This is a genomic window from Joostella atrarenae, from assembly GCF_021764745.1.
GTDB classification, from domain to species: domain Bacteria; phylum Bacteroidota; class Bacteroidia; order Flavobacteriales; family Flavobacteriaceae; genus Galbibacter; species Galbibacter atrarenae.
The window spans coordinates 64,582-89,018 of sequence record NZ_JAETXX010000005.1; the positions used below are offsets into that span (position 1 = coordinate 64,582).

The window sequence follows — 24,437 nt, forward strand, 5'->3', positions numbered from 1 at the left end:
TTTTTTTAAATTTATTTTGATCCTTTTGAACTCTATTTAGCTATCTTGGAATTTCTATAGTTTGGATTAATTGATTTACAATTTGCTTAGCAGTAATTCCTTCCATCTCTCTTTCAGGAGTTATTATAATTCGATGCTGAATTACAGGTAGCGCCACTTTTTTAATGTCTTCAGGAGTTACAAAATCTCTTCCGTTTATTGCTGCAAAAGCTTTAGAAGCCTTTAATATAGCAATAGATGCTCTAGGGGAAGCTCCCATGTATAGAAACTCATTGTTTCTTGTTTGATGAATTATCTCTGCGATATATTTGATGAGATTAGGTTCTATGATAATTTCATTTACTAATTGCTGATATTTTATGACTTGTTCTTCAGTAAGGAAAGAGTTTACCTTATCTATTTTTTTATTTTCTTTAAGCTGATGCTCTCTTAAAATAATATCTACCTCTTCTTCTAAAGAGGGATAAGTAATGTCAATTTTGAATAAAAAGCGATCTAATTGCGCCTCTGGAAGTCTATAAGTTCCTTCTTGCTCTATAGGGTTTTGCGTGGCTAGAACCATAAAAGGAGGGGTTAATATATAACGAGTACCATCCATAGTTATTTGCTTTTCTTCCATTACTTCAAAGAGAGCAGCTTGTGTTTTTGCAGGAGCCCTATTTATCTCATCGATTAAAAGCATATTTGTAAAAACAGGTCCTTTTTTAAACTCAAATTCAGATTTTTTAAGGTCAAAAATAGATGTTCCAAGAATATCAGAAGGCATTAGATCTGGAGTAAATTGTATCCTGCTAAAATCTACTGTTAGTGTTTTTGCTAGCAATTTTGCTGTAATTGTTTTTGCAACGCCAGGCACACCTTCAATTAATACATGTCCGTTTGCTAATAATGCAGTAAGGAGCATATCAATCATGTGTTTCTGACCAACAATTACTTTTCCTAGTTCCGTTTTTATGTTGCTTATAGCTTCCTGTAACTCTGTTAGATCAACTCTATTTTTAAAAGCTAAATCTTCATTTTGTGAAGCTTGCTCTTTATTTTGATCCTCTGCTTGATTTTCTAATGGTGTATCCATGGCTTATTTTTTCTGATAGAATTTTTCAATGAGTTTATTTAAATCGATTAAATTTTCTTCTGTACAATTAGACTTGTCTTTTATTGAAAGTATGTAATCGATTAGTTTTTTTACTTTTTCTTCTTTAACGCCAGATTTTAATGAAAACTGATGTATGAATTTCTCATCCAATAACGCAGTATTTAGATGATAATCACGGCGTATTTTTTCAAAGAAATAAGTGATTTTTTTATCTATTATATTATTGTGATCCTTAGATTCATAATAAAGGTTTGCAACTGTTTTTGTAAACTGGACGGTTGTGTTTTGTAATGGTGTTATGATTGAAATTGCACGTTGCCTTCTTTTAGCGTTGAAAAGCATAAATGTAATAATAAAAAATACGGCTAATAACCATGCCCATTTTAAAGCGGGTTTTGAAAATATATACCGCAGGGGAGAGTCAGAAATATAATTCCCTTGTTTGAAATCAGAATCAAATAAAACTGTTCCGTCTGGTAAGTATGATAAAACATCCGTTACATATTTATAATTATCACCTTTTAAAAGATAGTAATTTGTAAAGGCATACGGTTGTGTATGCAGAAGGATAGCTCCCTTTTTGTATTTTATTTTGACAAAATTAATATGTGTGTCTTCAAAATCTTGATACCCTAAAACAGTTGTGGTTTCTTTATTTAATTTTTTGAAATAATAATTACTTCTTCCTTTAGTATCAGTAATAGAATCGCCCTTGAAAGCATTATTGGCCAATCTAAATTTAGCACTTCCTTGAAAGCTATATTTATTATCAATTACAAATTGAAGTGAGTCTTGCAAGATTTCAGGAAATCCTTCCGAAGCTATAAAAAGGGTATTCCCTTCCGCAGCAAAATTTAAAAGCTTTTCTATAGAAACTTGGTCAACATTAAAGCTTGGTTTTATCTTTATATAACTCCCTTTGACATTATAAATATCTTCATCCCAATTATAATGATCTTCTAAGAATTCATAGGCAGTTTCATGTAAATCTATAATAGAATCGTTAGGGAATTGCGTTGGCAACTCATCACGAAAAACTTTTATTCCAAAGGGGATTGCATCTTTTTCACTAAAACTAGGCGTCCAATCAATAGGTTTAGGCCTAGAAGCTTCAAAAGCAATAGCTCCAATGAAAAGGAGTGTTAATATGGCGATATATATTTTTAGTGTTTTGTTCATTTCTTAACCGATTTTATGAGGGTTTCAAAACGAACAGCTGCATTTTTATAGGCGGCTTCTTCAATAGGGAATTCTCCGTACCAGATATAATTGTAAAGGTAAGAGGAATATGAAAATTTAGACTTTAGAGTCTTGTCGTCAATTTCATTTATATAATCGCTATTTGTTTTTTCAGCGTCATAATGTATGTGCTCTCCATCAGACAATTCTTTTAAAAGCCATAAATAATAATAACGAACCGCTAGGCGATAGTTTTCGTCATTATAAGCTTGCGCTATTAATTTTTCAAAATCTGTAGTATGAAGATTGGCTTCCACATCGTGGATGTTTAATGCTTTTTTATCAGAATATCTTCCAAAAACCCAATTCCCTTCTTTATTTAAAATCGCTTTTACGATGATATAGATTACAAATAAAAATATCAGAAGATAAATAACTCTAGAAATGATAGTTACCAGTTGTTCCGCTTCAATATCATCGTTTAGTTTAAAGAGATCATTAATAAGATCAGTAAACCATTTTTTTAACCTTGAAAACCAACCATTGGGATTGGTTTCAGATTCGTAATTGTATCTGTCAGAAGTATACTTTTCTTTAAAATTAGCTTCATAATTCCGCTTATCTATTGTGGTATTATAATCGACTTTTAAAGAATCTTCAGCTTTAATTTTTTGTAAGGAATTTTGCCCATAACCAAAAGTTATAGAAAGATAAATAAGAAAGAAAAATATCTTTTTGAGGTGCATATTAATAACTTCCTATTTCGTCGATTTCGCTTTTGGTATTAATATTTTCGATGTCCTCTTTCAAGCTGAAAAATATGATACTCTGATTCATCTGTAAAATGGTAGTAAGAATTATGTTCACAAAAAATGCAACCATATAAACGGCAGTCAACATAGTAATAATTGTCATAGATTGGTCTGTAGTATTCATATTAGAAGCTTCTTCTGCACCTAAAACTAAAGAGCCCATGGCAAAGGAATATGGAATTAAAGTAACAATACCTTGTACCACTTGAATCATGATATAAAATAAAGCCACGCAGCCATTAGCAGCCCAGAAGTTCTTAAAAGAAAGATTAAAACCATAAGAAAAACACTCGAAAACTCCTTTGTTTGTCTGTAAATATGTGATGAATGCGATATAATAAAATTGTGATAACCAAGCTACAGCAATTAGTAGAAGTGGAATTCCAATGATTGTAATAGTTAAAATCACGATAATAAGACCTAAGGCCATAAACAAAGGAATCGCGATTAAAATTCCTGCAAGCAGGAAGGTAAATATTTTTCCTAAATTAGATTTTAAAGCGTCAACGATATCATTTTTAGAGAAATTACTGCCTTTATTTTTTTCATATAAAAGAAAATAAAGAGGTGTGTAGGCATAATTTACAATTCCCAATAGTAACGCTATTATTACAAATAGAAAACCAAATATAGCTAAGACTCCTAGATTTTGGTCTAGGTAGTTGGTTAGAGAGTTACCTCCGTCTCCAAAAGTATCTGAGAAAATTACATTAGTATAGAATCGAGAAAAGAAAAACATCATTACTAAAAGAATAATGATTAAGATTCCATTTATTATAAAGTAGTTTTTATAAAAATGTTTTCCGTTTTCTTTAAGGAACGTAAATGTGTCTGAAAAATAATCGCCAAAAGTTCTAGATTTATATAGCTGCATATGCTTTAGTTAGTTTTTTATATACAATTCTTGGGTAAATTAAATAGTAGAATGAAATAATACTAAGTGTAATTAAAATAATTCCTATTGATAAAAAGTGAGGCATGGTATCAGAATATCTAGTTACAAAACCTTCTAGAAACCCTGCTGATATTGTAAAGGGAAAAGTGCTGATTAATATTTTTACTCCATTTTTGACGCCAATTTTAAAGGATTCTATTCTAGAGAAAGTTTTAGGAAATAGAATGCTAGCTCCTAGTAAAAGTCCTGCTGCGCCTTCAATTACAATTGCAAAAATCTCCATAGCTCCATGGATCCAAATCCCACGAACACTTTCCCAAAATACCCCTTCTTGTTGAAACATATATTGAAAAGCTCCAAGCATGATTCCGTTACTCATAAGTACCCAGCCCGTTCCTAAGCCTCCAAAAATGCCATATATAAACGATTTTATACCTACAAAAAGATTATTAAAGGTAATAGCTATAAAACCACCCCAATTACTTCCAGTTTTATAAATAGCTACTGGATCTCCTTTTTGAATGTTTTCAATGGTTCGATTAACATAATCTTCACCGAGAATAAGTCGTACAAAAGTATCATCATTAGCAGCAGAGATTACTCCAATAGTAACAAAGCAGAAAAAGATAATAAATGCATAGGCAATATACCTTCGGTATTCATAGACAACAAGTGGAACTTCTGTTTTCCAAAAAGAAAGTATTCTATTAGTATCTTGCCTTTTTGTTTTATAAATTTTTTGAAATGCTTTTGCAGCAAGCTGATTTAGATATTTAATTATTTTACTTTTGGGGTAATAAGTTTGCGCAAAAGAAAGGTCATTAATCAAATGTATGTATTGAGAAGCTAGATCGTCAGGATCTTTAAATTGATTATGAAAAATAGCTTTTTCAAAGCTCAGCCATTTTTCTTTATTTTGTTTAATAAATGCAACTTCTCTCATGTAGAATAAAAGTTTAAATTAAGGAAGAAAATGTCAGAGTTACAAATTAACACCACACAAAATGTAAACATAATGTTTACGCCAGCTTCGGTAGGGGAGCGTATTCTGGCATATGCAACAGATTTCTTGATTAAAATAGCATATGTATCGACAATAGGATATTTTATTTTTTACTTAACAGGACTCTGGGATTATATGCGATCTCTAGACGATTGGTCGCAAATGGCACTTATAATTTTATTTTTACTTCCTGTAATTTTTTACACTTTACTGTTCGAATCTCTTCTAGAAGGGCAAACGATTGGTAAAAGGGTGTTCAAGATAAAAGTGGTAAAAATTGATGGTTATCAAGCTTCTTTTTCTGATTATGTAGTACGTTGGTTGTTTAGAGTTATAGATATTAATATGATGTCTGGGATTGTAGCATTAATTAGTATAATTGTAAGTAATAAGAGTCAGCGATTAGGAGATATTACAGCAGGTACTTCTGTGATTACTTTGAAGGATAAAGTAACAATGAATCAAACTATTCTAATGGATCTTGCTGAAGATTATAAGCCAACCTATCCTTTGGTGATTAAATTATCTGACAATGATGCAAGAATTATAAAAGACACATACGAAACTGCTAGAAAAGCATCGGATCATAAAACGATGCAAAAGCTAAAAGATAGAATAGAGAAAGTAACAGGAATAGAGTCCGTTCACAATAATACACATGCGTTTGTGAAAACTGTTTTAAAGGATTATAATTACTATACACAACACATGTAATGTTTTATTATATAATAGATTTATTAGGAACTATTGCCTTCACAATTTCGGGAGTAATGGTTGCTATGAATAAACGTCTCGACCCATTCGGGATTTTTATTATTGGATTTGTAACCGCATTAGGAGGAGGAACGATAAGAGATGTATTATTGGGGATAAAACCAGTAACATGGCTTATAAATTCCACCTATATGTATGTGGTAATGGGAACTGTTTTATTTGCTGTTATTTTTCGAGATAAGTTAAAGTATTTTAATAAGTCTTTATTTCTGTTTGATACAATCGGAATAGGTTTATATACTGTTGTAGGATTAGAAAAAGGAGTCGCTGCTGGATTACACCCCATTATGTGTATAGCTTTAGGAACTGTGAGTGCTTGTTTTGGAGGGGTTTTGCGGGATATTTTATGCAATGAAATACCTGTAATATTTAGAAGAAAAGAAATTTATGCAACTGTGTGTATATTAGGTGGAGTAACTTATTTTATATTAAAATTTTTCTCTATAGAAAGTAATATAGCATTTGCTATTCCTATTATAGTAGTTATTGTTGTTCGACTTTTGGCTGTGAAATATGGATTAAAACTTCCTTCAGTTTACAAAGATGAGGTAGACGACGTATGATAAAAACTTATTGCTATTCTACAATTTCAACAGAAATTATATTAACATTTTTTAGAGGCCATTCATCACTTCCTGCAGGTACATTATTTATTTTATCTACTACATCCATTCCTGAAATTACACGTCCAAAAGCTGTATATTTTCCATCTAAATGATGTGCTCCATGTTTGGCAGTCACAATGAAAAATTCAAAAGGAGAAGCCAATTTGTGTGGGTTTGCAACATCATCACTACTTGGCATTGAAATAACGCCACGATCGTGTTTTAGTCCTTTTTTAGTATCAGGTGGAAGTAGGTAAAAACCTATGCTATCTCTCTTTTTGGCTGTAGACATCATGTCTGTATTTCCCCCTTGGATAATAAAGTTTTTAACTACACGATGAAAATAGGTGTTGTTGAAATACTTCTTCTTTGTTAGATAAATAAAATTCGCTCTATGATAAGGGGTTTGATTGTAGAGATCAACAACAAAACTTCCTAAGGAGGTATTTATTTTCACAACATGTTCTAAGTGTTCTTTTTGATATTCAAATAGAAACGGAATTGCATTCTCTTCTGTGAGCACAAAACGGTTCTCTTTTTCCTTTTTACGTTCTAATTCTTTTATTTTTGCTGAATCGACTTTTACAGTGTCTTTAGCATTTTTTTCAGTAGCGGCTTTAGCTTTTTTTGAAGAGTCTCCACAACTTGATAAAATAAATAATAGTATTATTGTAATTACTCTAACTGTATAATAATGCATATGAAATTTGCTGATTTTTACGATTTGATTCCAAAAATAAAAAATATGCCACTACCAGGGCAAGAATCTCATAATAAAATGGCGCCTTTAATTAGGACACAATTATTAAAGGAAGAAAATTATAAGAAAAAAGATCCTAGAAAAGCTGGGGTAGTATGTCTTTTTTATCCTGATGAGCACCTTCATACAAAACTGTTATTGATACTTCGAAAAACATACAACGGAGTACATTCCAATCAAGTAGGTTTTCCTGGGGGAAAGGTAGAGCTTTCAGATAAAAATATTGAAGAAACAGCTTTAAGAGAAACATGGGAAGAGGTTGGAGTATCTCCAAAGAAGATTCAGCTTGTAAAAAAAATGTCTGAAGTTTATATTCCACCTAGTAACTTTATCGTGCAACCTTTTATAGGAATAGCAGAAAGTGAATTGCAATTTGTTTTGCAAGAGGATGAGGTAGAAGACATTATAGAAGTTCCTTTTTTGGACTTTATGAATGACGACATGCTTTTTGAAGAAAACTTAACAACATCTTACGCTAAAAATATAGATGTACCTGCCTTTAAGCTAAATGATTATACCGTTTGGGGAGCTACAGCAATGATGTTGAGTGAGGTTAAAGAAATGTTTAAAAAGCTAATCTAAGGTTAAGATTTTGTATTTTTGTAGCTTTATTAACACTAGCATATAACTATTAGTAATGGGATTGTTTAAGAAAAATCCTTTCGGACATATATTATTCTTAAAAAAGTGGCTTATACGTATAGCGGGGTTATTAACTCATAGACGCTATAGAGGCTTCAATGAACTGCAAATTGAAGGTTCTGATATTATAAAAAACCTTCCAGAAAGTGGAGTTTTATTTATCTCCAATCACCAGACTTATTTTGCGGATGTAGTAGCTATGTTTCATGTTTTTAATGCTAGTTTGAGCGGGCGTGAAGATTCTATAAAAGATGTTACTTATTTATGGCAGCCAAAATTAAATATTTATTATGTAGCTGCTAAAGAGACAATGAAATCTGGGCTATTACCTAAAATATTTGCTTATGCCGGATCTATCAGTATTGAGCGTACATGGAGAGCAGGAGGAGAAGATGTAAATAGGCAGGTTAAATTCAGCGATATTTCAAATATAAAAACAGCTTTAGATGACGGTTGGGTAATTACTTTTCCACAGGGAACTACAAGACCTTGGAAGCCTATCCGAAAGGGTACAGCTCATATCATTAAGCAATACAAACCTATTGTAATTCCTGTAGTTATAGATGGTTTTAGAAGGTCTTTTGATAGAAAAGGACTTCGAGTTAAGAAAAAAGGAATTCTACAGTCAATGATAATTAAAGAACCGTTGGATATAGATTATGATAATGAATCTATAGATGAGATTGTAGAAAAAATAGAATATGCTATCGAGCAGCATCCTTCATTTTTAAAGGTGATCCCAGAGGAAGCTATTGCGGAGATGGAAGATCTTAATAAAACGAGACAATGGGATTATTAAATTCACTATAGCTATTTTATAGTGTGTATTTTCAATGCTTAGTATTTATAGGAGCTTGAAATATGCTATTCTTCATAATTATATTCTTTTTTGCTTGTATTGAAACTCTTCATTTAGCTATCTTGGGGCAATAAACTCAACACATACTATAAAAAGGTTTCAATGGTAAAAAAAATAGCGCTATTAGCTTTATTTCAAGTTTTAACTGTTTCCCTAACTGCACAAAAAAAATCAATCTCTGTAGAAGATTTTGATACTTGGAAACAAATCGAAAACAAGAAGATTTCAGAAAATGGAGAATATCTAGTCTACGAATATAACCCAGGAATGGGAGACGGTACATTAGTTATTACAAATCTTAAGAGTGGTAAAACAGATTCTATCCCCAGAGGATATAGTGCTACAATAAGTGGAAAAAGTAGTTTTGTAGCTTTTAAAATTAAAGCTCCAATTGAGATCCGTAGAAAAGAGGAAACTGAAAAAGCAAAGAAGAGTAAACGAATAAAAGATTCTCTAGGTGTTTTTATTCTTGAAACTGGAAAGACTCTTAAATATGCAGATAATAGTGGTTTTAAACTTCCTGAGGAAGGTGGAGATTGGCTAGCATATAAAACGATAGTTAAGGTCAAAAAAGATACTCTTTCAGTTGTAAAGGATAGTATAGATAATGACGATAAGAAGAAAAGCAAAGCTAAGAATGATACTATTTTAGTAGCGTATAACCCTCTTTCCAAAGATAGTATTGCCTTTAAGGATGTGAATGACTACACTTGGTCAAAATCAGCAAATAAATTACTACTTAGTTTAGAAAAGAAGGATTCTACTCTTACAAATTCGACTTTAATAAAATTTGATGGAGATACTCAGAAATTTGATACTATTTTTTCTTCTGAAGGAATTATAAAGCAAACTACTCTTGATGAGAAAGGGAACCGTTTGGCGTTTCTACTTTCTAAAGATACTACAGATATTAAAAACTACGAATTGTATGTTGGTGAGCAGAATAATGTGAAAACTGTAAATACAAGTAGTATAAAAGAATTACCAAAAGGATGGCTTCCTTCGGAGAATCAAAATATTTATTTTTCTGAAGATAGTAAACGTATGTTTTTTGGAACTGCAGAAGCTCGAATTGAACGTGAAAAGGATACGTTGTTAAATGCAGAAAGAGAGCGTTTAGATATTTGGTCCTGGACAGATACCGAATTGCAACCTATGCAAAAACTAAACGTTAAGAAGGATAAGAATAAAACATATTTGGCCGCTTATGATTTTGAAAAGAATACAGCTGTCCAAATAGGAGATACTATTGTTCCAGATATTAGAATGTATAATGATGGAAATGCTAAATATGCTATTGGAAGTACCGATGAGAAATATAAGAGAGCAACCTCATGGTCTGCACTATTTTTAGATGATTTTTATCTTGTAGATACAGAAACTGGAGTGAAAAAGGAACTAATTACTGGTCAGAATAACGTTTGGGTAGGACCATCGCAAAAGTACGCTGTTTATTATAATAGAAATGATAGCATTTATTATTCTATAAATATTGCTTCTCAAAAGGAGCAGCCTATTACAGATAAAATTAGTGTTGCTTTTTATGATGAATTGAACGATACTCCAAACGATCCGAGACCTTATGGTATTGCTGGTTGGGAAGAAGATGACAAATCAGTTTTTATTTACGACCGTTATGATATTTGGAAAATTGATCCTTCTGGAGCAAAAGCACCAAAAAATGTAACCAAAAGCGGGAGAGTAAATACTACTGAATATAGATATATTCAATTGGATAGAGATGAAGATTTTATCAATCCGAAGAAAGCACTTTTATCAGTATTTAATGAAGCTAATAAGAAAGCAGGTTATGCATATGCTAATTTGCTAAAAGAAAATACTCCAGATGCTTTTATTTATGACGATTGTCGTCTTGGAAATCCTCTAAAAGCTAAAAATTCAAATACAGTTCTTTACACAAAAGAAGCTTACACTCTATATCCTGATGTGTTAAAAACAGATCTTTCATTTAAAAATTCTGAGAAAGTTACAAATGGAGGTAAGCAGCTTGATAATTATAAGTGGGGGAAAGTTAGTTTAGAAAAATGGACCAATTATGACGGAGTAGAACTGCAAGGATTATTGTATGTCCCAGAAGGATTAGATCCAAATAAAAAGTATCCTTTAGTTTCATATTTCTATGAACGATTATCAGATACGTATCACCGTTTTTATTCTCCTACACCAAGTCGTTCTACAATAAACAAGGTGTTTTATCCAAGTAATAATTACATCGTTTTTGTTCCAGATATTGTATATAAAGAAGGGCATCCAGGAGAAAGTGGATATAACTGTATAGTAAGTGGAGTAGAAGCTATGGAAGCAAAATATAGCTTTATAGATGGCGAGCATATGGCATTACAAGGACAGAGTTGGGGAGGTTACCAAACTGCATATATTGTAACTAAGACAGATAAATTTGCTGCAGCAATGGCTGGAGCACCAGTTAGTAATATGACAAGTGCCTATGGAGGAATCCGTTGGGGAAGTGGAATGAGTAGAATGTTTCAATATGAACATACTCAGAGTAGAATTGGGGGTACGCTATGGGATGAGTTTGATCTTTATGTAGAGAATTCACCTCTCTTTAAAGCGCCAAAAGTTACAACTCCTCTTTTAATGATGCATAATGATGATGATGGTGCAGTGCCGTGGTATCAAGGAATAGAATTTTATGTTGCCTTAAGAAGACTTGATAAACCTGTATGGATGCTTTCTTATAACGATGAACCTCATAACTTGAAAGGGGAAAGTTGGGGAAATCGTAAAGATTTATCTATTAGAATGATGCAATTCTTTGACCATTATTTAAAAGGAAAGCAAGCACCAGAGTGGATGGAAAAAGGGAGGTCTGCAGTAGAAAAGGATTATAATAAAGGATATTAATTTAGAGTTAGACTTAAGAGAACTCTAGATATAAAATAAAAACCTTTGCAGATTTACTTCTTAGCTAATCTGCAAAGGTTTTTTATTTAAAGCAATTAGTTTCAACCTAAAAACTTTATTAGAATTAAACATCCATTCTTTTAAGTTCTTTATAATTTCTTTTTAAACGTCTCATTAAGATTCCATAAAGCAGATAATAAATCCCTAAAAAGAGGGCTATAAAAAGGATGGTCGCAATTATAGAGATTCCAAAAATAATCAGGTAATCTGTAGTGTCTGCTGTTTCAGTAAATTTAACCCAACCTCCTTGTTGTTGTATGGATAGGTAAATTATTGAAACTATAAATAAAATACCCGCAAAAGTTAAATTGAATATTATATACCGGCGTACGGTTTTCCTTGCTTTAATAATGCTTTCTAATAAACCTTTTACTGAAGATGTTGTAGATACTTTTTTATAGTTTTTATAAAATTGATAAATAAAGAATAGGATTACGATGATAGAACCATACGTGAAATAGTTTAGAAATGGAGGTAACATCTTTTCTAGTTCAAGGGAAGGATGGTAAAAGATACTCATTAGGATTCCTAATCCTAATTCGATCATACTGATGTAAAAAATCCATTTTATAGATGAAGAAGATTTTTTCAACATCATACTATATATATCCTCATAGGAAAGTTTAGGAAGATCTTTTTCCTTTTTCTGCCAATCCTTTTTTAAAAATTCTAATTCGTCCATTAGGGGTTAAGTGTATTTTTTAGTTTTGTTTTAACTCTATTCATCTTCACTCGGGCATTTACCTCAGAAATACCCATTGTTTCAGATATTTCTTTGTAATTTTTATCTTCTAAATACAAAAACACAAGCGCTTTCTCAATGTCGTTAAGTTGCTTTATAGCATCATACATTAATTTTAGTTGCTGTTCTTCGGTATCATCATAGTCAATTGCTTTGACTTTATGGATTACCGAATCAAAATCCTGTGTGTGTATTTGACGTTTTGATTTTCGATATAATGTAATTGCTGTATTTAATGCAATTCTATACATCCATGTACTAAACTTAGCGTCTCCTCTAAATTTTGGATATGCCTTCCATAACTGTATGGTAATCTCCTGAAATAAATCGTTATGTGCATCAGTATCATCAGTATAAATCTTGCATATTTTATGCACGATATTCTGATTATCCTGTAATTCTAAAACAAATTTATGTTCGAGTTCTTTGGTCACAAAAGGTAATTAGGCAATTAAGCACACTTTGTTTTAATGTAAACTTATAATGTGTGTTAATGAGTTAGTAGGTAAAGATAGGAGTTTGTTACAAGTTTAATATAATTTATTTCGACTCCTATTCAATCTATTAAGCTCTTGGGATATATTTATGGATATATTGAATTTTCTCGAAGAATAACTTTAAATTTGAGAAACACAACATTATTAAGCTTTTTAAGTAAAGTAATTACAGATGTAATCTCATTTTATTGAGATTAATTTATAGAGAAAATAACTATTGTATATATGAATATACCTCAAACTAGCTACCCACGAGTTGTTATTATTGGTGGAGGATTTGGAGGCATTGCTTTGGCAAAAAAACTAGCAAAACAAGAAATGCAAGTTGTATTGCTAGACAAACATAATTACCATACTTTCCAACCCTTGTTATATCAAGTTTCTACGGGAGGTTTAGAGCCAGATTCTATAGCTTATCCTATTCGAAAGATACTTTCTAAATATCCGAACTTTTATTTTCGTTTGGCAATGGTAAAAGGTGTAGATTCAGAAAAAAATACGTTGGATACAGATATTGGACCTCTTAAATACGATTATTTAGTATTAGCTACAGGTTCTACAACTAATTTCTTTGGGAATAAAGAGATCGAAGCCAATAGTATGATAATGAAAACGGTTCCTGAAGCATTAAACTTAAGAAGTCTTATTCTTGAAAACTTTGAAGAAGCCTTGCTAACAGATAGTATGGACAGGCAAGATGCTTTAATGAATTTTGTAATTGTAGGTGCTGGTCCAACAGGAGTAGAGTTAGCCGGTGCTTTGGCCGAAATTAAAAGAGGAATTCTACCTAAAGATTATCCAGATCTTGATACGCGGAGAGCGCAAATAAATATTGTGCAATCTGGAGATAAGTTATTAAAAGGGATGAGCGAAAAAGCTTCCGAAAAGGCTGAGGATTACTTAGAAGAATTGGGAGTCAATGTATGGAAGAATACACGTGTTACCAGCTATGATGGAGATTTAGTAACCACTAATACAGATCTAACATTCCATACAGCCACTTTAATATGGGCAGCTGGAGTAAAAGGAGAAACTATAAAAGGAATTGATGGTAAGGATAGCATCACTTTTAGTAATCGTATAAAGGTAAACGATTATAATCAAGTTGAAGGATTTAAAAATATTTTCGCAATAGGTGATATTGCCTGTATGGTAAGTGATGATTTTCCTGCGGGACATCCTATGGTAGCGCAAGTAGCTATTCAACAAGGAACACATTTGGGAGTTAATTTGGTGGCTTTTCTAGAAGATGAAAAGGTAATGAAACCATTTGTTTACAAAGATAAAGGAACGATGGCTACCGTTGGAAGAAATAAAGCGGTTGTAGACATGCCTAAATTTAAATTTCAAGGGGTATTCGCTTGGTTTGTTTGGATGTTTGTTCACTTATTTTTTCTAATTGGTTTTAGAAACCGAGTAGTAGTATTTATAAATTGGGTATACAATTATATCCGTTTTGACAGAGAAGCACGTTTGATAATAAGGCCTTATAAAAAGGAAAAAACAAAAGTTGTAAAAATGAATGCGGTAAAAACAGAATAGTTTTACCGCATTTTATTTATGATCTATTCATCATATATATTTTTATAGGGACCTCCTGGAACTTCAAAAAAAGTAGCGTCTACATATCTGTAACCTTTATCTAATGTTTTTATCTGTTGTAAATCCTTTTCAGTAAGTTCTATTTTATAACTATCTAAATTTTCTTTAATTCTCTTTGGATTAGTAGATTTAGGAATTACCGATGTTCCACGACTTAAATGCCAGCTAATTAAAACTTGTGCAGGAGAGCAATCGTGAGCCTTAGCAATTTTTGAAATCACCTCATTTTCTAATAAATTTGGTTCATCGTCTTTCTTCATTTCTTGAGAGCGATCTCCAGAGCCTAAAGGAGAATAGCCAGTTAGAATAATAGAATTGTTATTACAGAACTCCAAAAGTTCCTCTTGATGGAGTAAAGGATGTAATTCCACTTGGTTTACTTCTGGCGGAAGTGTAGCGTCTACCAATAGGCTTTTTAATTTTTTTAAACTAAAATTAGAAACGCCAATACTTTTTACAAAGCCTTTGTTGTATGCTTCTTCCATTTTTTTCCAAGTTTCAATTATTGGAGCCTCTTCTGGAGTTAAAAATTCATCTGCTTTACTAGCAAATCCAACATCTGCTTTAAAAGCTACTGGCCAATGTATTAAATAGAGGTCGAGATAATCTAATTGTAAATCTTTTAATGTCTTTTGTAAAGCAGGAATTACTTTATCGCTTTCATGGGCATTATTCCATAGTTTTGAAGTAATCCATAAATCTTCTCTTGCAACAAGACCTTGTGCAAATGCAGTTTTAAGTGCTTCACCAACTTCGGCTTCATTACCATATACGGCGGCACAATCTATATGCCTATATCCAGATTTTATAGCTTCTATTACCGCTTCTCCTACTTTTCCTGGTTCAGATTTCCATGTTCCAAGTCCTATTGCAGGTAGTTTTTGGTCATTTTTTAATGTATAGAATTTCATAGTCTTTATTTTAATTTATTGTATGTAACTCTATAAAGTTCATTATAATATTGGAGATATTGCAATAACAAAAAGTTAAAAATCTTTTCTAGGGTGGTGTTTTTCGATTGTATTAGCAAGGTCATTTCTATCTAAATGCATATAAACTTCTGTTGTAGTTATGCTTTCATGACCCAACATCTGTTGGATGGCTCTTAGGTCTGCTCCTCCTTGTAATAAGTGAGTAGCAAACGAATGTCGGAATGTATGTGGGCTGATATTTTTTTTGATGCCAGCTTTCTCTGTTGCCCTTTTAATTATTGTAAAAATCATGGCACGTGTTAAGTTTTTCCCTCTTCTGTTTAAAAAAACAAAATCTTCATAACTTTTCTGAACATTAATATGTGGCCTTACATCGCTAATATAAATATCGATGTACTTTATAGTAGAAGAGGCTACAGGTACAAAGCGTTCTTTATCACCTTTACCACTAACTTTTATAAACCCTTCTTCAAAAAATAAATCAGATATTTTAAGATTAACCAATTCAGAAACGCGAAGCCCACAGCTATACAAAGTCTCTAACATCGTACGGTTGCGTTCTCCCTCTGGAGTGCTTAGGTCTAACGTAGCTATTATTTTATCTATTTCTTCAATGGCAAGTGTGTCAGGAAGCTTTCTTCCTATTTTAGGAGACTCGATAAGTTCCATTGGATTATCTGTTCTATAGTCTTCAAAAATGAGATAGTTAAAGAAGCTATTGAGTCCTGAAATGAGTCGCGCTTGTGAGCGTACATTTATATTTTTTGCAGTTTCATAAATAAATTCCTGAAGCGTATCAGTGTTTATTTTAATAGGAGAAACTTCCATTTCATGGAGCTCTAAAAACTTAATTAGCTTTTTTATGTCTAGGCAATAATTACTTACAGAGTTTTTAGATAAGCCTCTTTCAATCTTTAAAAAGTTCTGATAATCTATAAGTGCTTGGCTCCATTTCATAATGGTAAAAATAATGAATTTAATAATGTTTCTTTCTTCAATTTTGAATACAAGCACTAAAGTTCTTCTTTTAATTTATGATTTATTTATCATTTCTCTTAGTAAAAAATCTATATTTTAGTTTTTTAAACATTTAAAATCAATCAAATGAAAAATTATTTATTCCTAGCGATAACTATGCTAGCTTTTACTTTTTATGGAAATGCTCAAGAATTTAAATGGGGAGCAAAAGGAGGGGTTAATATTTCAGACTTATATGTTTCGGAATCTGGAAGTGACTATAAAACCAGAACTTCTTTTCATGTTGGTCTTGTTGGAGAGTATATTATTTCCGATAGATTTTCTTTTCAACCAGAACTTCTTTATTCATCTCAAGGAGGAAAAATATATTTAACCGATGATTACGCTACAGTTAAGCTTGATTATATTAATGTGCCTTTGATGGCAAAATATTATGCACTTCCAAATTTTAGTTTAGAGATTGGACCACAAGTAGGTTTTTTAGTTAGTGATGATTGGTCATATAATGGGCAAGATTTCGATAGTTTAAATCCAGATTATAACACTGTTGATTTTGGTTTAAATTTTGGTTTAGGGTATGAGTTTAACAATGGTATTTTCTTGAATTCTCGTTATAATTTAGGACTTACAAATGTAGATGAATACGCTAAAAATGCTGTTTTTCAGTTTTCAGTAGGCTATTTCTTTAAGTAACTATCTGTCAATTTTTATAAGTGTGAGGCTCCACTTCGCACCTAGAGAGCATCAATCATTATAATATTATTTAAAGTTATACGCTTTTATTTTTTTATTGGAAAAGTAGAATAAAGTATCCTTAATTCTTAATTTATAGTAAAACAACTGACTTCTATTTTAAGAAACATTAGTAAGTAATTAACAATCTGATAACACGAATTTGTAGTCCGATTGAATAGCTTAGCACTATAAACCAATAAAAAATAATAGAATGAAAAAATATTTTTTAGCAGTATTAGCTATAGGAACGTTTGCAATATCTCAAGCTCAAGACGTTCAATTTGGAGCAAAAGGAGGATTTAACTTTGCAAAAATTAATGGAGATGAAACAGATAATGTAGACACAAGAACCTCTTTCCATGTAGGTGCTGTCGCAGAAATCCCAATAAGCGAACAGTTCTCTTTTCAACCAGAGGTGTTGTACTCTTCTCAAGGAGGGAAACAGGATATTCTAGGTGAAGAAGTTAAGCTTAAGCTAGATTACATTAATGTTCCTTTGATGGCAAAATATTATGTTGCTGATGGATTAAGTTTAGAAGCGGGTCCACAGATAGGGTTCCTTGTTAATGATGAGGTTTCTTATGATGGTGACGAATTTGATGCTGACCTAGATTTAGATGGAAGTTACAGTAGTGTTGACTTTGGATTGAATTTTGGACTCGGATATAAATTTGATAACGGATTATTTTTGAATGGTCGTTATAATTGGGGTTTATCAAATATTCTTGATGGTGATTTATCTGATGATTATGACCAGAATAATGGTGTTTTCCAAGTAGGGGCAGGGTTCTTCTTCTAGAATAGCAAACAATATAGAATTAGTTTAAAACGGAGGCATTGGCTTCCGTTTTTTTATGCTAATTTTTTTTACTTTTACGGAAAAGACTACCACATGAAACTTATCATTATCAACGGACCAAATTTGAATCTATTAGGGAAACGAGAGCCTGAAATCTATGGTTCGCAAACTTTTGAAGATTATATGAGAGTGCTTCAGCAAAAATTTAAAGGAGTTTCTATAGCATATTACCAATCGAATGTGGAGGGAGAATTGATTAATAAGTTACATGAGGTAGGTTTTGAATATGATGGAATTATTCTTAATGCAGGAGCGTATACTCATACTTCTATTGGTATTGGAGATGCTATAAAAGGTATTACAACGCCGGTTGTAGAGGTTCATATATCTAATACTTTCGGTAGAGAGGAATTCCGTCATCAATCGTACATATCTCCAAATGCAAAAGGAGTTATTCTTGGTTTCGGGATGCAGAGTTATGATTTGGCTATTCAAAGTTTTCAGAATTAATAAACAAAAGCTTAAAATAGCTTTCCCCTAATATATAATACTCATATATGCCTTATAAAACTTATTTTAATTGGAGCACAGGAAAAGACAGTGCTTTGGCTTTATATAAAATACTTAAGAATCCTAACTTTACAATCGATAAATTGGTTACTACTATAAATTCGGATTTAGATAGGGTTTCTATGCACGGGCTTCGGAACGAATTATTATTTAAGCAAGTAGAAAATATTGGGATTCCTTTAAAAACAATTGCTTTATCAGGAAATGTTTCTATGTCAACATATGACAGCACAATGAAACAAGCGATGAACGAATTAAAGTCAGAAGGTTATACAAATGCTGTTTTTGGAGATATTTTTTTAGAAGATTTAAAAACGTATCGTGAAGAGAAATTACAAGAGGTTGGTGTTAAATCTGAATTCCCTTTATGGAAAATAGATACCAAAGCTTTGATTGAAGATTTTATAGCGCTTGGATTTAAAGCAATCACTGTGAGTGTTAACGCTAAGTTATTAGATGAATCTTTTGTAGGGAGAATTATAGATCAGCAATTTATTGACGATTTACCAGCTGGGGTAGATGTCTGTGGAGAAAATGGAGAATTCCACACGTTTGTCTTTGATGGCCCGTTATTTAAGTCGCCAGTTTCTTTTAAGATAGGCGAAAAGGTTCTTAAAACATATACACCCACAAAGAGTAATAATGATAACTGTTTTAAGGACGATGAATGTTTTAAAGATGAGAAAGAAGTAACATGGGACACTTCTTTTTGGTATTGTGACTTACTCCCCGAATAAAATAAATATGCCCCGTAAAGAAATCTCTACGGGGCATGTAAATCTATAAATGAAAACGTTAATTAAGTAAAATTCAATATTAGTTTATAGATTTCTAGAATTTATAACCAAACCCAACTTGGAATGTGTGGTTTTTAAACTCTTGATTGTCCATTTGAGCAATATCAATAACTCCAAGGTTGTAACGTCCGTCAAAGAAAAGTCCGTTATTAAGTTCATACCCTAAACCAAAGTTTACACCAAAGTTCACATCTGTTACAAACTCATTGATGTTTGTTGTTGTTTCAGCTAATTCGTAACCGTTACTTCCACTTTCTACTTCTTGCTCTGCATTTAAAAGGAATCCAACTTGTGACCCAACTTGAACATTTAAACCTTTGTACACTCTATACTTAAGCATAACAGGTACATTTAAATACTCTAATCTTACTGTAGTTTCTAAAGAGTTAACTCCAGAAGCATCAAAAGTTTTAAAAGTTTCATGAGCTCCTTGTGAAGAGTACAACACCTCAGGTTGAATAGAAATTCTATCAGAAAATGCATATTCAGCAAATAAACCTCCGTATAATGCAACTCTAGCATTGTCTACATCACCATTGTCTCCACTAATATTAGAGAAGTTTGTTCCCCCTTTAATACCGTAATTAAAACCTTGTGCGTTTGTAGTAGCTATAAAACCAAATACAGCTACTGCAATAAAAAATAATTTCTTCATGTTCGATATTTTTTAAATTCGACAGCAAATGTATGTAGAAAAAATACTTCTATATAATGATTTTAATCACGTTTTATAAAAAATATTATAGAGTATTATCTGTCAGTGTTTTATAGAAAAAAATTAACATATTTTTAGTCTCTATGTGCGGCTTTTATGCTGTTAAATACTGTTAATATTGAATTAAAGGGATGTTAAAACATCTTTCTTGAGACTTTACATGTAAGAAGTTTGTTCGTTTTAGGGCATAAAAAGAATGCTGTTTGAGTGTATATACTCAAACAGCATTTAGAAAATATATGTTTTAATACTATATAATACTACAGGTGAATTACTTCATCATAAGCATCTGCAACAGCCTCCATAACAGCTTCACTCATTGTTGGGTGAGGGTGAACTGTTTTAAGTACTTCATGTCCTGTTGTTTCTAGCTTTCTTGCAATAACAGCTTCAACAATCATATCAGTAACGCCAGCACCAATCATATGGCAACCTAGCCATTCACCGTATTTCGCGTCAAAAATAACTTTTACAAAACCATCTGGTGTTCCAGCAGCTTTTGCTTTACCGCTTGCAGAGAATGGGAATTTTCCAACTTTAATGTCAAATCCTTTTTCTTTAGCTTGTTTTTCGGTAAACCCTACAGAAGCGATTTCTGGTGTACAATAAGTACATCCAGGAATATTACCGTAGTCTAAAGCTTCTACATGCATTCCAGCAATTTTTTCAACACAAAGAATTCCTTCTGCTGATGCAACGTGTGCTAATGCTTGTCCAGGAGTAACATCTCCAATGGCATAATATCCTGGGATATTAGTTTGGTAGTAATCGTTAACTAAAATTTTATCACGGTCTGTAGAAATTCCCACATCTTCTAAACCAATGTTTTCGATATTGGTTTTAATTCCAACTGCAGAAAGAACAACATCAGCTTCTAAAACTTCTTCTCCTTTTTTAGTCTTGATGGTTGCTTTTACTCCATTTCCAGAAGTATCTACTTTAGTAACCTCTGCTGAAGTTTTTATTTTCACTCCTGCTTTTTTGAAGCTTCTCTCTAATTGTTTAGAGATATCTTCATCTTCTACAGGAACAATGTTTGGTAGGTATTCTACAACGGTAACCTCAGTTCCCATAGAATTATAAAAACCAGCAAACTCAATACCAATCGCTCCACTACCAACAACTATCATTTTCTTAGGTTGCTTAGGAAGTGTCATAGCCTCACGGTATCCAATTACTTTTTTACCATCTTGTGGAAGGCTTGGTAATTCTCTAGAACGAGCACCAGTAGCTATAATAATATGGTCTGCACTATACTCAGTAGTTTTCCCATCTTTATCTTTAACGTCTACTTTTTTTCCAGATTTTAGTTTTCCAAAACCTTGGATAACATCAATCTTATTTTTTTTCATTAGGAATTGAACTCCTTTGCTCATTCCTTCAGCGACACCTCGACTTCTTTTTACAATAGCGTCGAAATCTTTGTCTACATCGCTTACCTTGATACCGTAATCGTCTGCATGTTTTAAGTATTCGAATACCTGAGCCGATTTTAAAAGGGCTTTTGTAGGGATACATCCCCAGTTCAAACATACACCTCCAAGGCTTTCCTTCTCAATAACAGCGGTTTTAAAACCGAGTTGCGAAGCGCGAATGGCAGTTACATATCCTCCTGGACCACTACCCAAAACGATTACATCGTATTTACTCATATCGTAGATTTTTTATTTATCTGAAATTTTGCGGTTACGAAGTTACGGAATAACTTTCTAAAGGGTAAATTTTTTTGAGAAATTGGAAGGTTCTTAATTAACGAGTACAAATTGGTGATTATTATAACGATATGTACTTTTTATAGAAGATGTTAAATAGTTATAAAACTGACCTAACAAAACTATAAAAGAGAGTATATTATTCAGTATATATGCTATTTTCGATTAAAATCTATTATATGAAACACATTTACTTATCATTTTTCTTTTGTTTAATAGCGCTTCATAATTTGTTCTCTCAAGAAGCGATTACAGCCAAGGTTGTAGATGCCAAAACTCAAGAACCCATTCCTTTTGTTACCATTTCTTATAATGACAAGAATGGAGTAATAAGCTCAGATACAGGAGACTTTACTTTGTATATAGATGAGGCGATTTCTGAGACTGATTCCTTGTTTATAAGTTGTTTAGGCTATAATGAAGTTCGTTATGCTGCTAATGATTTTTCTGATAAAATTATTCAATTAGAGACAAAAGAAATAGAGCTTGATGAGATTGTTTTGTTGAATAAAAATTATTCAGTAGAAGAAATTTTAGACAGGGTGAAAGATAGTTTAGAAATGAATTATGATACTGACTATGTTGAGCAAAAAGTATTTTTTCGAACTTCAGACTATACCAATGTTCAAAATAAAAGTGTAAAGATAAAAGAAAGCTCAATTCCAGAAATTAATCAGCAGTTTACAGACAGTTTAATAATGGCGGTACCAAGTAAATCGTCGTATCATACTGAAATTTTAGGAGACCTTTATGTCAAAATGGAGGAAGATAACCAAACTTCTAAATTGGCGATTTTAAAAGCTTCAGAATTATATGATAAAAATAATCAGCTTTCATTTAAAGGAGTAGAAGAGAAGTTACAAAATATAATGCGAAAGCATGTAAAACGCGATTCTTACTTTAAAATAAAATCAGGCCTTATTGGTGCGAAATCGGATATCGATTCATCAGTTTTTGCTGATAAAGAGTTGGATACACTTATGGAAGCCAAACTCAAGAAGGAGAAAGAGAGAAAAGAGAACTTTTTAAAATATAGATCTTCTTATATGAATATAATTTTAAAGAGAAATTTTATATATGAAGATAGCGACCTAAATTTTATTCATAAGTCAAGGAAGTATGATTTTGTTTTGGAAGAGCTATTGTACTTAAAAGACGACTTGGTGTATAAAATAAGTTTTGTGCCAGATGGAGGAGCAGATTTTAAAGGAATGATGTATGTGAATGCTGATGATTATGCTATTGTAAGACTAGATTATGAAAATGTAAAACCTTTAAAAAATATAAATCTCTTTGGAGTTTCATATAAGGATTACCTTTTAAAAGGAACATTTCTATATACTAAAAATGACAGAGGAAAGTATAGTTTAAAATATCTAGAAGAAAATAGTGGAGAGATAGTAGGTTTTGATAGACCTGTAACTATTATTGAAAAGAATAAAAATGTAAAAGGTAGAAGAAAGCAAAATGAGATAGCAACAGATGTCGATTTTACACTTCAGAATTCAGTTAAAGTTGAATTAGTAGTTTTTGAAAGTAATCCAGTCGATAAACAACAGTTTGAAGAATTTATTCCTGAACCTACAGTAATTCCAACATATTTGCCAGATTATGACTCTTCATTTTGGGAGGGATATAATATTATAGCACCAAACGAAGCTATTAAAGAGTTTAAAAGTATTGATTGATGAATGTTTTATGATTAGGTGATACGTTGTGTAAATCAAGTGATTAAGTTACTTTTTTTGTATAACTTTACTATTATAGATTAAATTAAAATAAGTTATGAGAAAAAAATTTATTGCCTTTGTAGCATTATTGCTAACCGTTCAGTTTGGCTTTTCAAGAAGTTATGAGGCGCCAATTCCTGTTGCAGAAACATATTTGCAAACAAATGGAGGGATTGTATGGTATAATCTAGTGACTCCGAATATTAGTGAATCTAAAGCCTTTTATGCTAAAATTTGTAAGTGGACTTTCAAGGATATTAATAAGAAAGGTCAAAACATTAGTATTATTTCTAATAATGGAAAACCCATTGGAAGTATGATAGAAATAAAAAATGCGGATGCTTCGACATGGATATCATCTGTAAAAACTAATAATATAGATGCTTCTATAAGCAGCGTTAAAACCAATGGAGGTCGTGTTATAATCGACAAGTTCACAATAGGAGAAAACATAGGAAAGCAAGTAATAGTGGAGGGTCCTTTGGGAGAAAAAATGTCATTTATTCAAACTGACAATCCAGCTATGTCGTTATTAGAAAATGTAGAAGGAAAGTGGATTTGGGAAGAATTATGGAGTACAGATATTGATAAAAGCATAAATTTTTATACCAAAGTGCTTAATCTTGAAGTTACTTTGACAAAAGATGATGACAGGAGTTATTGGATTTTTAATGACAGCAATGATAAAAAAGTAGCGGGAATGATGAATAATCCGCTAAAAGGTGCAAATACACAATGGGTGCCATATATTAAAATTTCTGATATTAACGGGGTATATCAAACTTTGCAACAAACCGATGCACATATTTATATCAAACCAGATATGAATGTTAGGCAAGGAACTATTGTTGTATTTGAAGATCCTAATGGAGCAACCGTTTGTTTACAGAATTATAATAATTAAGAAAATCAAATCAGATGAAAAAAGTAATAACATTTTTAGCATTCGTTTTTATATGTTTCTCAGTTCTAAGTATAACATCTTGTGCTAATGCACATATTTCTAGTCATGCAGGAGTAGATGTTGTTTGGGGCTCACATGGTCCAAGAGTAGTGC

24 protein-coding genes are annotated in these 24,437 nt (G+C 31.9%); 12 read left to right on the forward strand and 12 right to left on the reverse strand.

Features of this window, described 5'->3' with window-relative positions; genetic code table 11:
* Nucleotides 1–40 precede the first annotated feature (40 nt).
* The 5 genes from JM658_RS09330 to JM658_RS09350 are packed head-to-tail and all read right to left on the reverse strand — an operon-like array spanning nucleotide 41 to nucleotide 4,925.
* Nucleotides 41–1,075 (reverse strand): AAA family ATPase, encoded by a 1,035-nt coding sequence (locus JM658_RS09330; protein ID WP_236958986.1) that lies wholly within the window; start codon nucleotides 1,073–1,075, stop codon nucleotides 41–43.
* 3 nt (nucleotides 1,076–1,078) lie between these two features.
* Complete coding sequence (locus JM658_RS09335; RefSeq protein ID WP_236958987.1) at nucleotides 1,079–2,275, reverse strand: DUF4350 domain-containing protein; 1,197 nt, start codon at nucleotides 2,273–2,275, stop codon at nucleotides 1,079–1,081.
* On the reverse strand, nucleotides 2,272–3,021 hold the full coding sequence (locus JM658_RS09340; protein WP_236958988.1) for a DUF4129 domain-containing protein: 750 nt from the start codon (nucleotides 3,019–3,021) through the stop codon (nucleotides 2,272–2,274). Before JM658_RS09340 ends, JM658_RS09335 begins: the two co-directional genes overlap by 4 nt.
* Nucleotide 3,022: 1 nt before the next feature.
* On the reverse strand, nucleotides 3,023–3,961 hold the full coding sequence (locus JM658_RS09345; RefSeq protein WP_236958989.1) for a hypothetical protein: 939 nt from the start codon (nucleotides 3,959–3,961) through the stop codon (nucleotides 3,023–3,025).
* Nucleotides 3,948–4,925, reverse strand: coding sequence for a stage II sporulation protein M (locus JM658_RS09350; protein ID WP_236958990.1), 978 nt, complete (start codon nucleotides 4,923–4,925; stop codon nucleotides 3,948–3,950). Before JM658_RS09350 ends, JM658_RS09345 begins: the two co-directional genes overlap by 14 nt.
* A 30-nt stretch (nucleotides 4,926–4,955) precedes the next feature.
* Here JM658_RS09350 and JM658_RS09355 point away from each other — a divergent pair, with 30 nt between their 5' ends.
* Nucleotides 4,956–5,699, forward strand: a complete 744-nt coding sequence (locus JM658_RS09355) for an RDD family protein (RefSeq protein WP_236958991.1) — start codon at nucleotides 4,956–4,958, stop codon at nucleotides 5,697–5,699.
* Entirely contained in the window at nucleotides 5,699–6,322 is a 624-nt protein-coding gene (locus JM658_RS09360) for a trimeric intracellular cation channel family protein (protein ID WP_236958992.1), read from the forward strand. The genes JM658_RS09355 and JM658_RS09360 overlap by 1 nt, the downstream gene beginning before the upstream one ends.
* Before the next feature lie 13 nt (nucleotides 6,323–6,335).
* Here JM658_RS09360 and JM658_RS09365 read toward each other — a convergent pair whose 3' ends face one another.
* Complete coding sequence (locus JM658_RS09365) at nucleotides 6,336–7,064, reverse strand: peptidylprolyl isomerase (protein ID WP_236958993.1); 729 nt, start codon at nucleotides 7,062–7,064, stop codon at nucleotides 6,336–6,338.
* Between JM658_RS09365 and JM658_RS09370 the strand changes: the two genes are divergently transcribed.
* From JM658_RS09370 to JM658_RS09380, 3 genes are all read left to right on the forward strand, one after another.
* Complete coding sequence (locus JM658_RS09370; protein WP_236958994.1) at nucleotides 7,065–7,706, forward strand: NUDIX hydrolase; 642 nt, start codon at nucleotides 7,065–7,067, stop codon at nucleotides 7,704–7,706.
* Between the two features lie 55 nt (nucleotides 7,707–7,761).
* Nucleotides 7,762–8,565, forward strand: coding sequence for a lysophospholipid acyltransferase family protein (locus JM658_RS09375; RefSeq protein ID WP_236958995.1), 804 nt, complete (start codon nucleotides 7,762–7,764; stop codon nucleotides 8,563–8,565).
* 162 nt (nucleotides 8,566–8,727) lie between these two features.
* Nucleotides 8,728–11,511, forward strand: a complete 2,784-nt coding sequence (locus JM658_RS09380) for an alpha/beta hydrolase family protein (protein WP_236958996.1) — start codon at nucleotides 8,728–8,730, stop codon at nucleotides 11,509–11,511.
* Nucleotides 11,512–11,635: 124 nt separating this feature from the next.
* Here JM658_RS09380 and JM658_RS09385 read toward each other — a convergent pair whose 3' ends face one another.
* On the reverse strand, nucleotides 11,636–12,253 hold the full coding sequence (locus JM658_RS09385) for a hypothetical protein (protein ID WP_236958997.1): 618 nt from the start codon (nucleotides 12,251–12,253) through the stop codon (nucleotides 11,636–11,638).
* Complete coding sequence (locus tag JM658_RS09390; RefSeq protein ID WP_236958998.1) at nucleotides 12,253–12,747, reverse strand: RNA polymerase sigma factor; 495 nt, start codon at nucleotides 12,745–12,747, stop codon at nucleotides 12,253–12,255. Before JM658_RS09390 ends, JM658_RS09385 begins: the two co-directional genes overlap by 1 nt.
* A 288-nt stretch (nucleotides 12,748–13,035) precedes the next feature.
* Here JM658_RS09390 and JM658_RS09395 point away from each other — a divergent pair, with 288 nt between their 5' ends.
* Nucleotides 13,036–14,352, forward strand: a complete 1,317-nt coding sequence (locus JM658_RS09395) for an NAD(P)/FAD-dependent oxidoreductase (RefSeq protein ID WP_236958999.1) — start codon at nucleotides 13,036–13,038, stop codon at nucleotides 14,350–14,352.
* Nucleotides 14,353–14,375: 23 nt separating this feature from the next.
* Here JM658_RS09395 and JM658_RS09400 read toward each other — a convergent pair whose 3' ends face one another.
* Together JM658_RS09400 and xerD are read right to left on the reverse strand one after the other, a co-directional pair.
* Nucleotides 14,376–15,323: an aldo/keto reductase gene (locus JM658_RS09400; protein ID WP_236959000.1), complete on the reverse strand. Its 948-nt coding sequence runs from the start codon at nucleotides 15,321–15,323 to the stop codon at nucleotides 14,376–14,378.
* Between the two features lie 75 nt (nucleotides 15,324–15,398).
* Nucleotides 15,399–16,301 (reverse strand): site-specific tyrosine recombinase XerD, encoded by a 903-nt coding sequence (gene xerD / locus JM658_RS09405; protein ID WP_236959001.1) that lies wholly within the window; start codon nucleotides 16,299–16,301, stop codon nucleotides 15,399–15,401.
* 147 nt (nucleotides 16,302–16,448) lie between these two features.
* Here xerD and JM658_RS09410 point away from each other — a divergent pair, with 147 nt between their 5' ends.
* From JM658_RS09410 to JM658_RS09425, 4 genes are all read left to right on the forward strand, one after another.
* Entirely contained in the window at nucleotides 16,449–17,015 is a 567-nt protein-coding gene (locus tag JM658_RS09410) for a porin family protein (protein WP_236959002.1), read from the forward strand.
* A 253-nt stretch (nucleotides 17,016–17,268) separates the two neighbouring features.
* A complete protein-coding gene (locus tag JM658_RS09415) occupies nucleotides 17,269–17,856 on the forward strand; it encodes a porin family protein (protein WP_236959003.1) in 588 nt (195 codons plus the stop codon).
* 93 nt (nucleotides 17,857–17,949) lie between these two features.
* Nucleotides 17,950–18,366 carry a type II 3-dehydroquinate dehydratase gene (aroQ, locus tag JM658_RS09420; protein ID WP_236959004.1) on the forward strand — a complete coding sequence of 139 codons (417 nt, stop codon included), beginning with the start codon at nucleotides 17,950–17,952 and terminating at the stop codon, nucleotides 18,364–18,366.
* A gap of 47 nt (nucleotides 18,367–18,413) precedes the next feature.
* Nucleotides 18,414–19,163 carry a Dph6-related ATP pyrophosphatase gene (locus tag JM658_RS09425; RefSeq protein WP_236959005.1) on the forward strand — a complete coding sequence of 250 codons (750 nt, stop codon included), beginning with the start codon at nucleotides 18,414–18,416 and terminating at the stop codon, nucleotides 19,161–19,163.
* Between the two features lie 94 nt (nucleotides 19,164–19,257).
* Here the strand turns inward: JM658_RS09425 and JM658_RS09430 are convergent, their stop codons facing one another.
* Both JM658_RS09430 and lpdA read right to left on the reverse strand, forming a co-directional pair.
* Nucleotides 19,258–19,878 (reverse strand): porin family protein, encoded by a 621-nt coding sequence (locus JM658_RS09430; RefSeq protein WP_236959006.1) that lies wholly within the window; start codon nucleotides 19,876–19,878, stop codon nucleotides 19,258–19,260.
* A gap of 320 nt (nucleotides 19,879–20,198) precedes the next feature.
* Nucleotides 20,199–21,590 (reverse strand): dihydrolipoyl dehydrogenase, encoded by a 1,392-nt coding sequence (gene lpdA / locus JM658_RS09435; RefSeq protein WP_236959007.1) that lies wholly within the window; start codon nucleotides 21,588–21,590, stop codon nucleotides 20,199–20,201.
* Nucleotides 21,591–21,829: 239 nt separating this feature from the next.
* Here lpdA and JM658_RS09440 point away from each other — a divergent pair, with 239 nt between their 5' ends.
* Both JM658_RS09440 and JM658_RS09445 read left to right on the forward strand, forming a co-directional pair.
* Nucleotides 21,830–23,338: a carboxypeptidase-like regulatory domain-containing protein gene (locus JM658_RS09440; RefSeq protein WP_236959008.1), complete on the forward strand. Its 1,509-nt coding sequence runs from the start codon at nucleotides 21,830–21,832 to the stop codon at nucleotides 23,336–23,338.
* 97 nt (nucleotides 23,339–23,435) lie between these two features.
* On the forward strand, nucleotides 23,436–24,284 hold the full coding sequence (locus JM658_RS09445; protein ID WP_236959009.1) for a VOC family protein: 849 nt from the start codon (nucleotides 23,436–23,438) through the stop codon (nucleotides 24,282–24,284).
* The last annotated feature ends 153 nt before the right edge of the window (nucleotides 24,285–24,437 follow it).

Coding starts and splice junctions, on each gene's coding strand:
- JM658_RS09330 (WP_236958986.1), bottom strand. CDS start 1,075: ATGGATACACCATTAGAAAATCAAGCAGAGGATCAAAATAAAGAGCAA.
- JM658_RS09335 (WP_236958987.1), bottom strand. CDS start 2,275: ATGAACAAAACACTAAAAATATATATCGCCATATTAACACTCCTTTTC.
- JM658_RS09340 (WP_236958988.1), bottom strand. CDS start 3,021: ATGCACCTCAAAAAGATATTTTTCTTTCTTATTTATCTTTCTATAACT.
- JM658_RS09345 (WP_236958989.1), bottom strand. CDS start 3,961: ATGCAGCTATATAAATCTAGAACTTTTGGCGATTATTTTTCAGACACA.
- JM658_RS09350 (WP_236958990.1), bottom strand. CDS start 4,925: ATGAGAGAAGTTGCATTTATTAAACAAAATAAAGAAAAATGGCTGAGC.
- JM658_RS09355 (WP_236958991.1), top strand. CDS start 4,956: ATGTCAGAGTTACAAATTAACACCACACAAAATGTAAACATAATGTTT.
- JM658_RS09360 (WP_236958992.1), top strand. CDS start 5,699: ATGTTTTATTATATAATAGATTTATTAGGAACTATTGCCTTCACAATT.
- JM658_RS09365 (WP_236958993.1), bottom strand. CDS start 7,064: ATGCATTATTATACAGTTAGAGTAATTACAATAATACTATTATTTATT.
- JM658_RS09370 (WP_236958994.1), top strand. CDS start 7,065: ATGAAATTTGCTGATTTTTACGATTTGATTCCAAAAATAAAAAATATG.
- JM658_RS09375 (WP_236958995.1), top strand. CDS start 7,762: ATGGGATTGTTTAAGAAAAATCCTTTCGGACATATATTATTCTTAAAA.
- JM658_RS09380 (WP_236958996.1), top strand. CDS start 8,728: ATGGTAAAAAAAATAGCGCTATTAGCTTTATTTCAAGTTTTAACTGTT.
- JM658_RS09385 (WP_236958997.1), bottom strand. CDS start 12,253: ATGGACGAATTAGAATTTTTAAAAAAGGATTGGCAGAAAAAGGAAAAA.
- JM658_RS09395 (WP_236958999.1), top strand. CDS start 13,036: ATGAATATACCTCAAACTAGCTACCCACGAGTTGTTATTATTGGTGGA.
- JM658_RS09400 (WP_236959000.1), bottom strand. CDS start 15,323: ATGAAATTCTATACATTAAAAAATGACCAAAAACTACCTGCAATAGGA.
- xerD (WP_236959001.1), bottom strand. CDS start 16,301: ATGAAATGGAGCCAAGCACTTATAGATTATCAGAACTTTTTAAAGATT.
- JM658_RS09410 (WP_236959002.1), top strand. CDS start 16,449: ATGAAAAATTATTTATTCCTAGCGATAACTATGCTAGCTTTTACTTTT.
- JM658_RS09415 (WP_236959003.1), top strand. CDS start 17,269: ATGAAAAAATATTTTTTAGCAGTATTAGCTATAGGAACGTTTGCAATA.
- aroQ (WP_236959004.1), top strand. CDS start 17,950: ATGAAACTTATCATTATCAACGGACCAAATTTGAATCTATTAGGGAAA.
- JM658_RS09425 (WP_236959005.1), top strand. CDS start 18,414: ATGCCTTATAAAACTTATTTTAATTGGAGCACAGGAAAAGACAGTGCT.
- JM658_RS09430 (WP_236959006.1), bottom strand. CDS start 19,878: ATGAAGAAATTATTTTTTATTGCAGTAGCTGTATTTGGTTTTATAGCT.
- lpdA (WP_236959007.1), bottom strand. CDS start 21,590: ATGAGTAAATACGATGTAATCGTTTTGGGTAGTGGTCCAGGAGGATAT.
- JM658_RS09440 (WP_236959008.1), top strand. CDS start 21,830: ATGAAACACATTTACTTATCATTTTTCTTTTGTTTAATAGCGCTTCAT.
- JM658_RS09445 (WP_236959009.1), top strand. CDS start 23,436: ATGAGAAAAAAATTTATTGCCTTTGTAGCATTATTGCTAACCGTTCAG.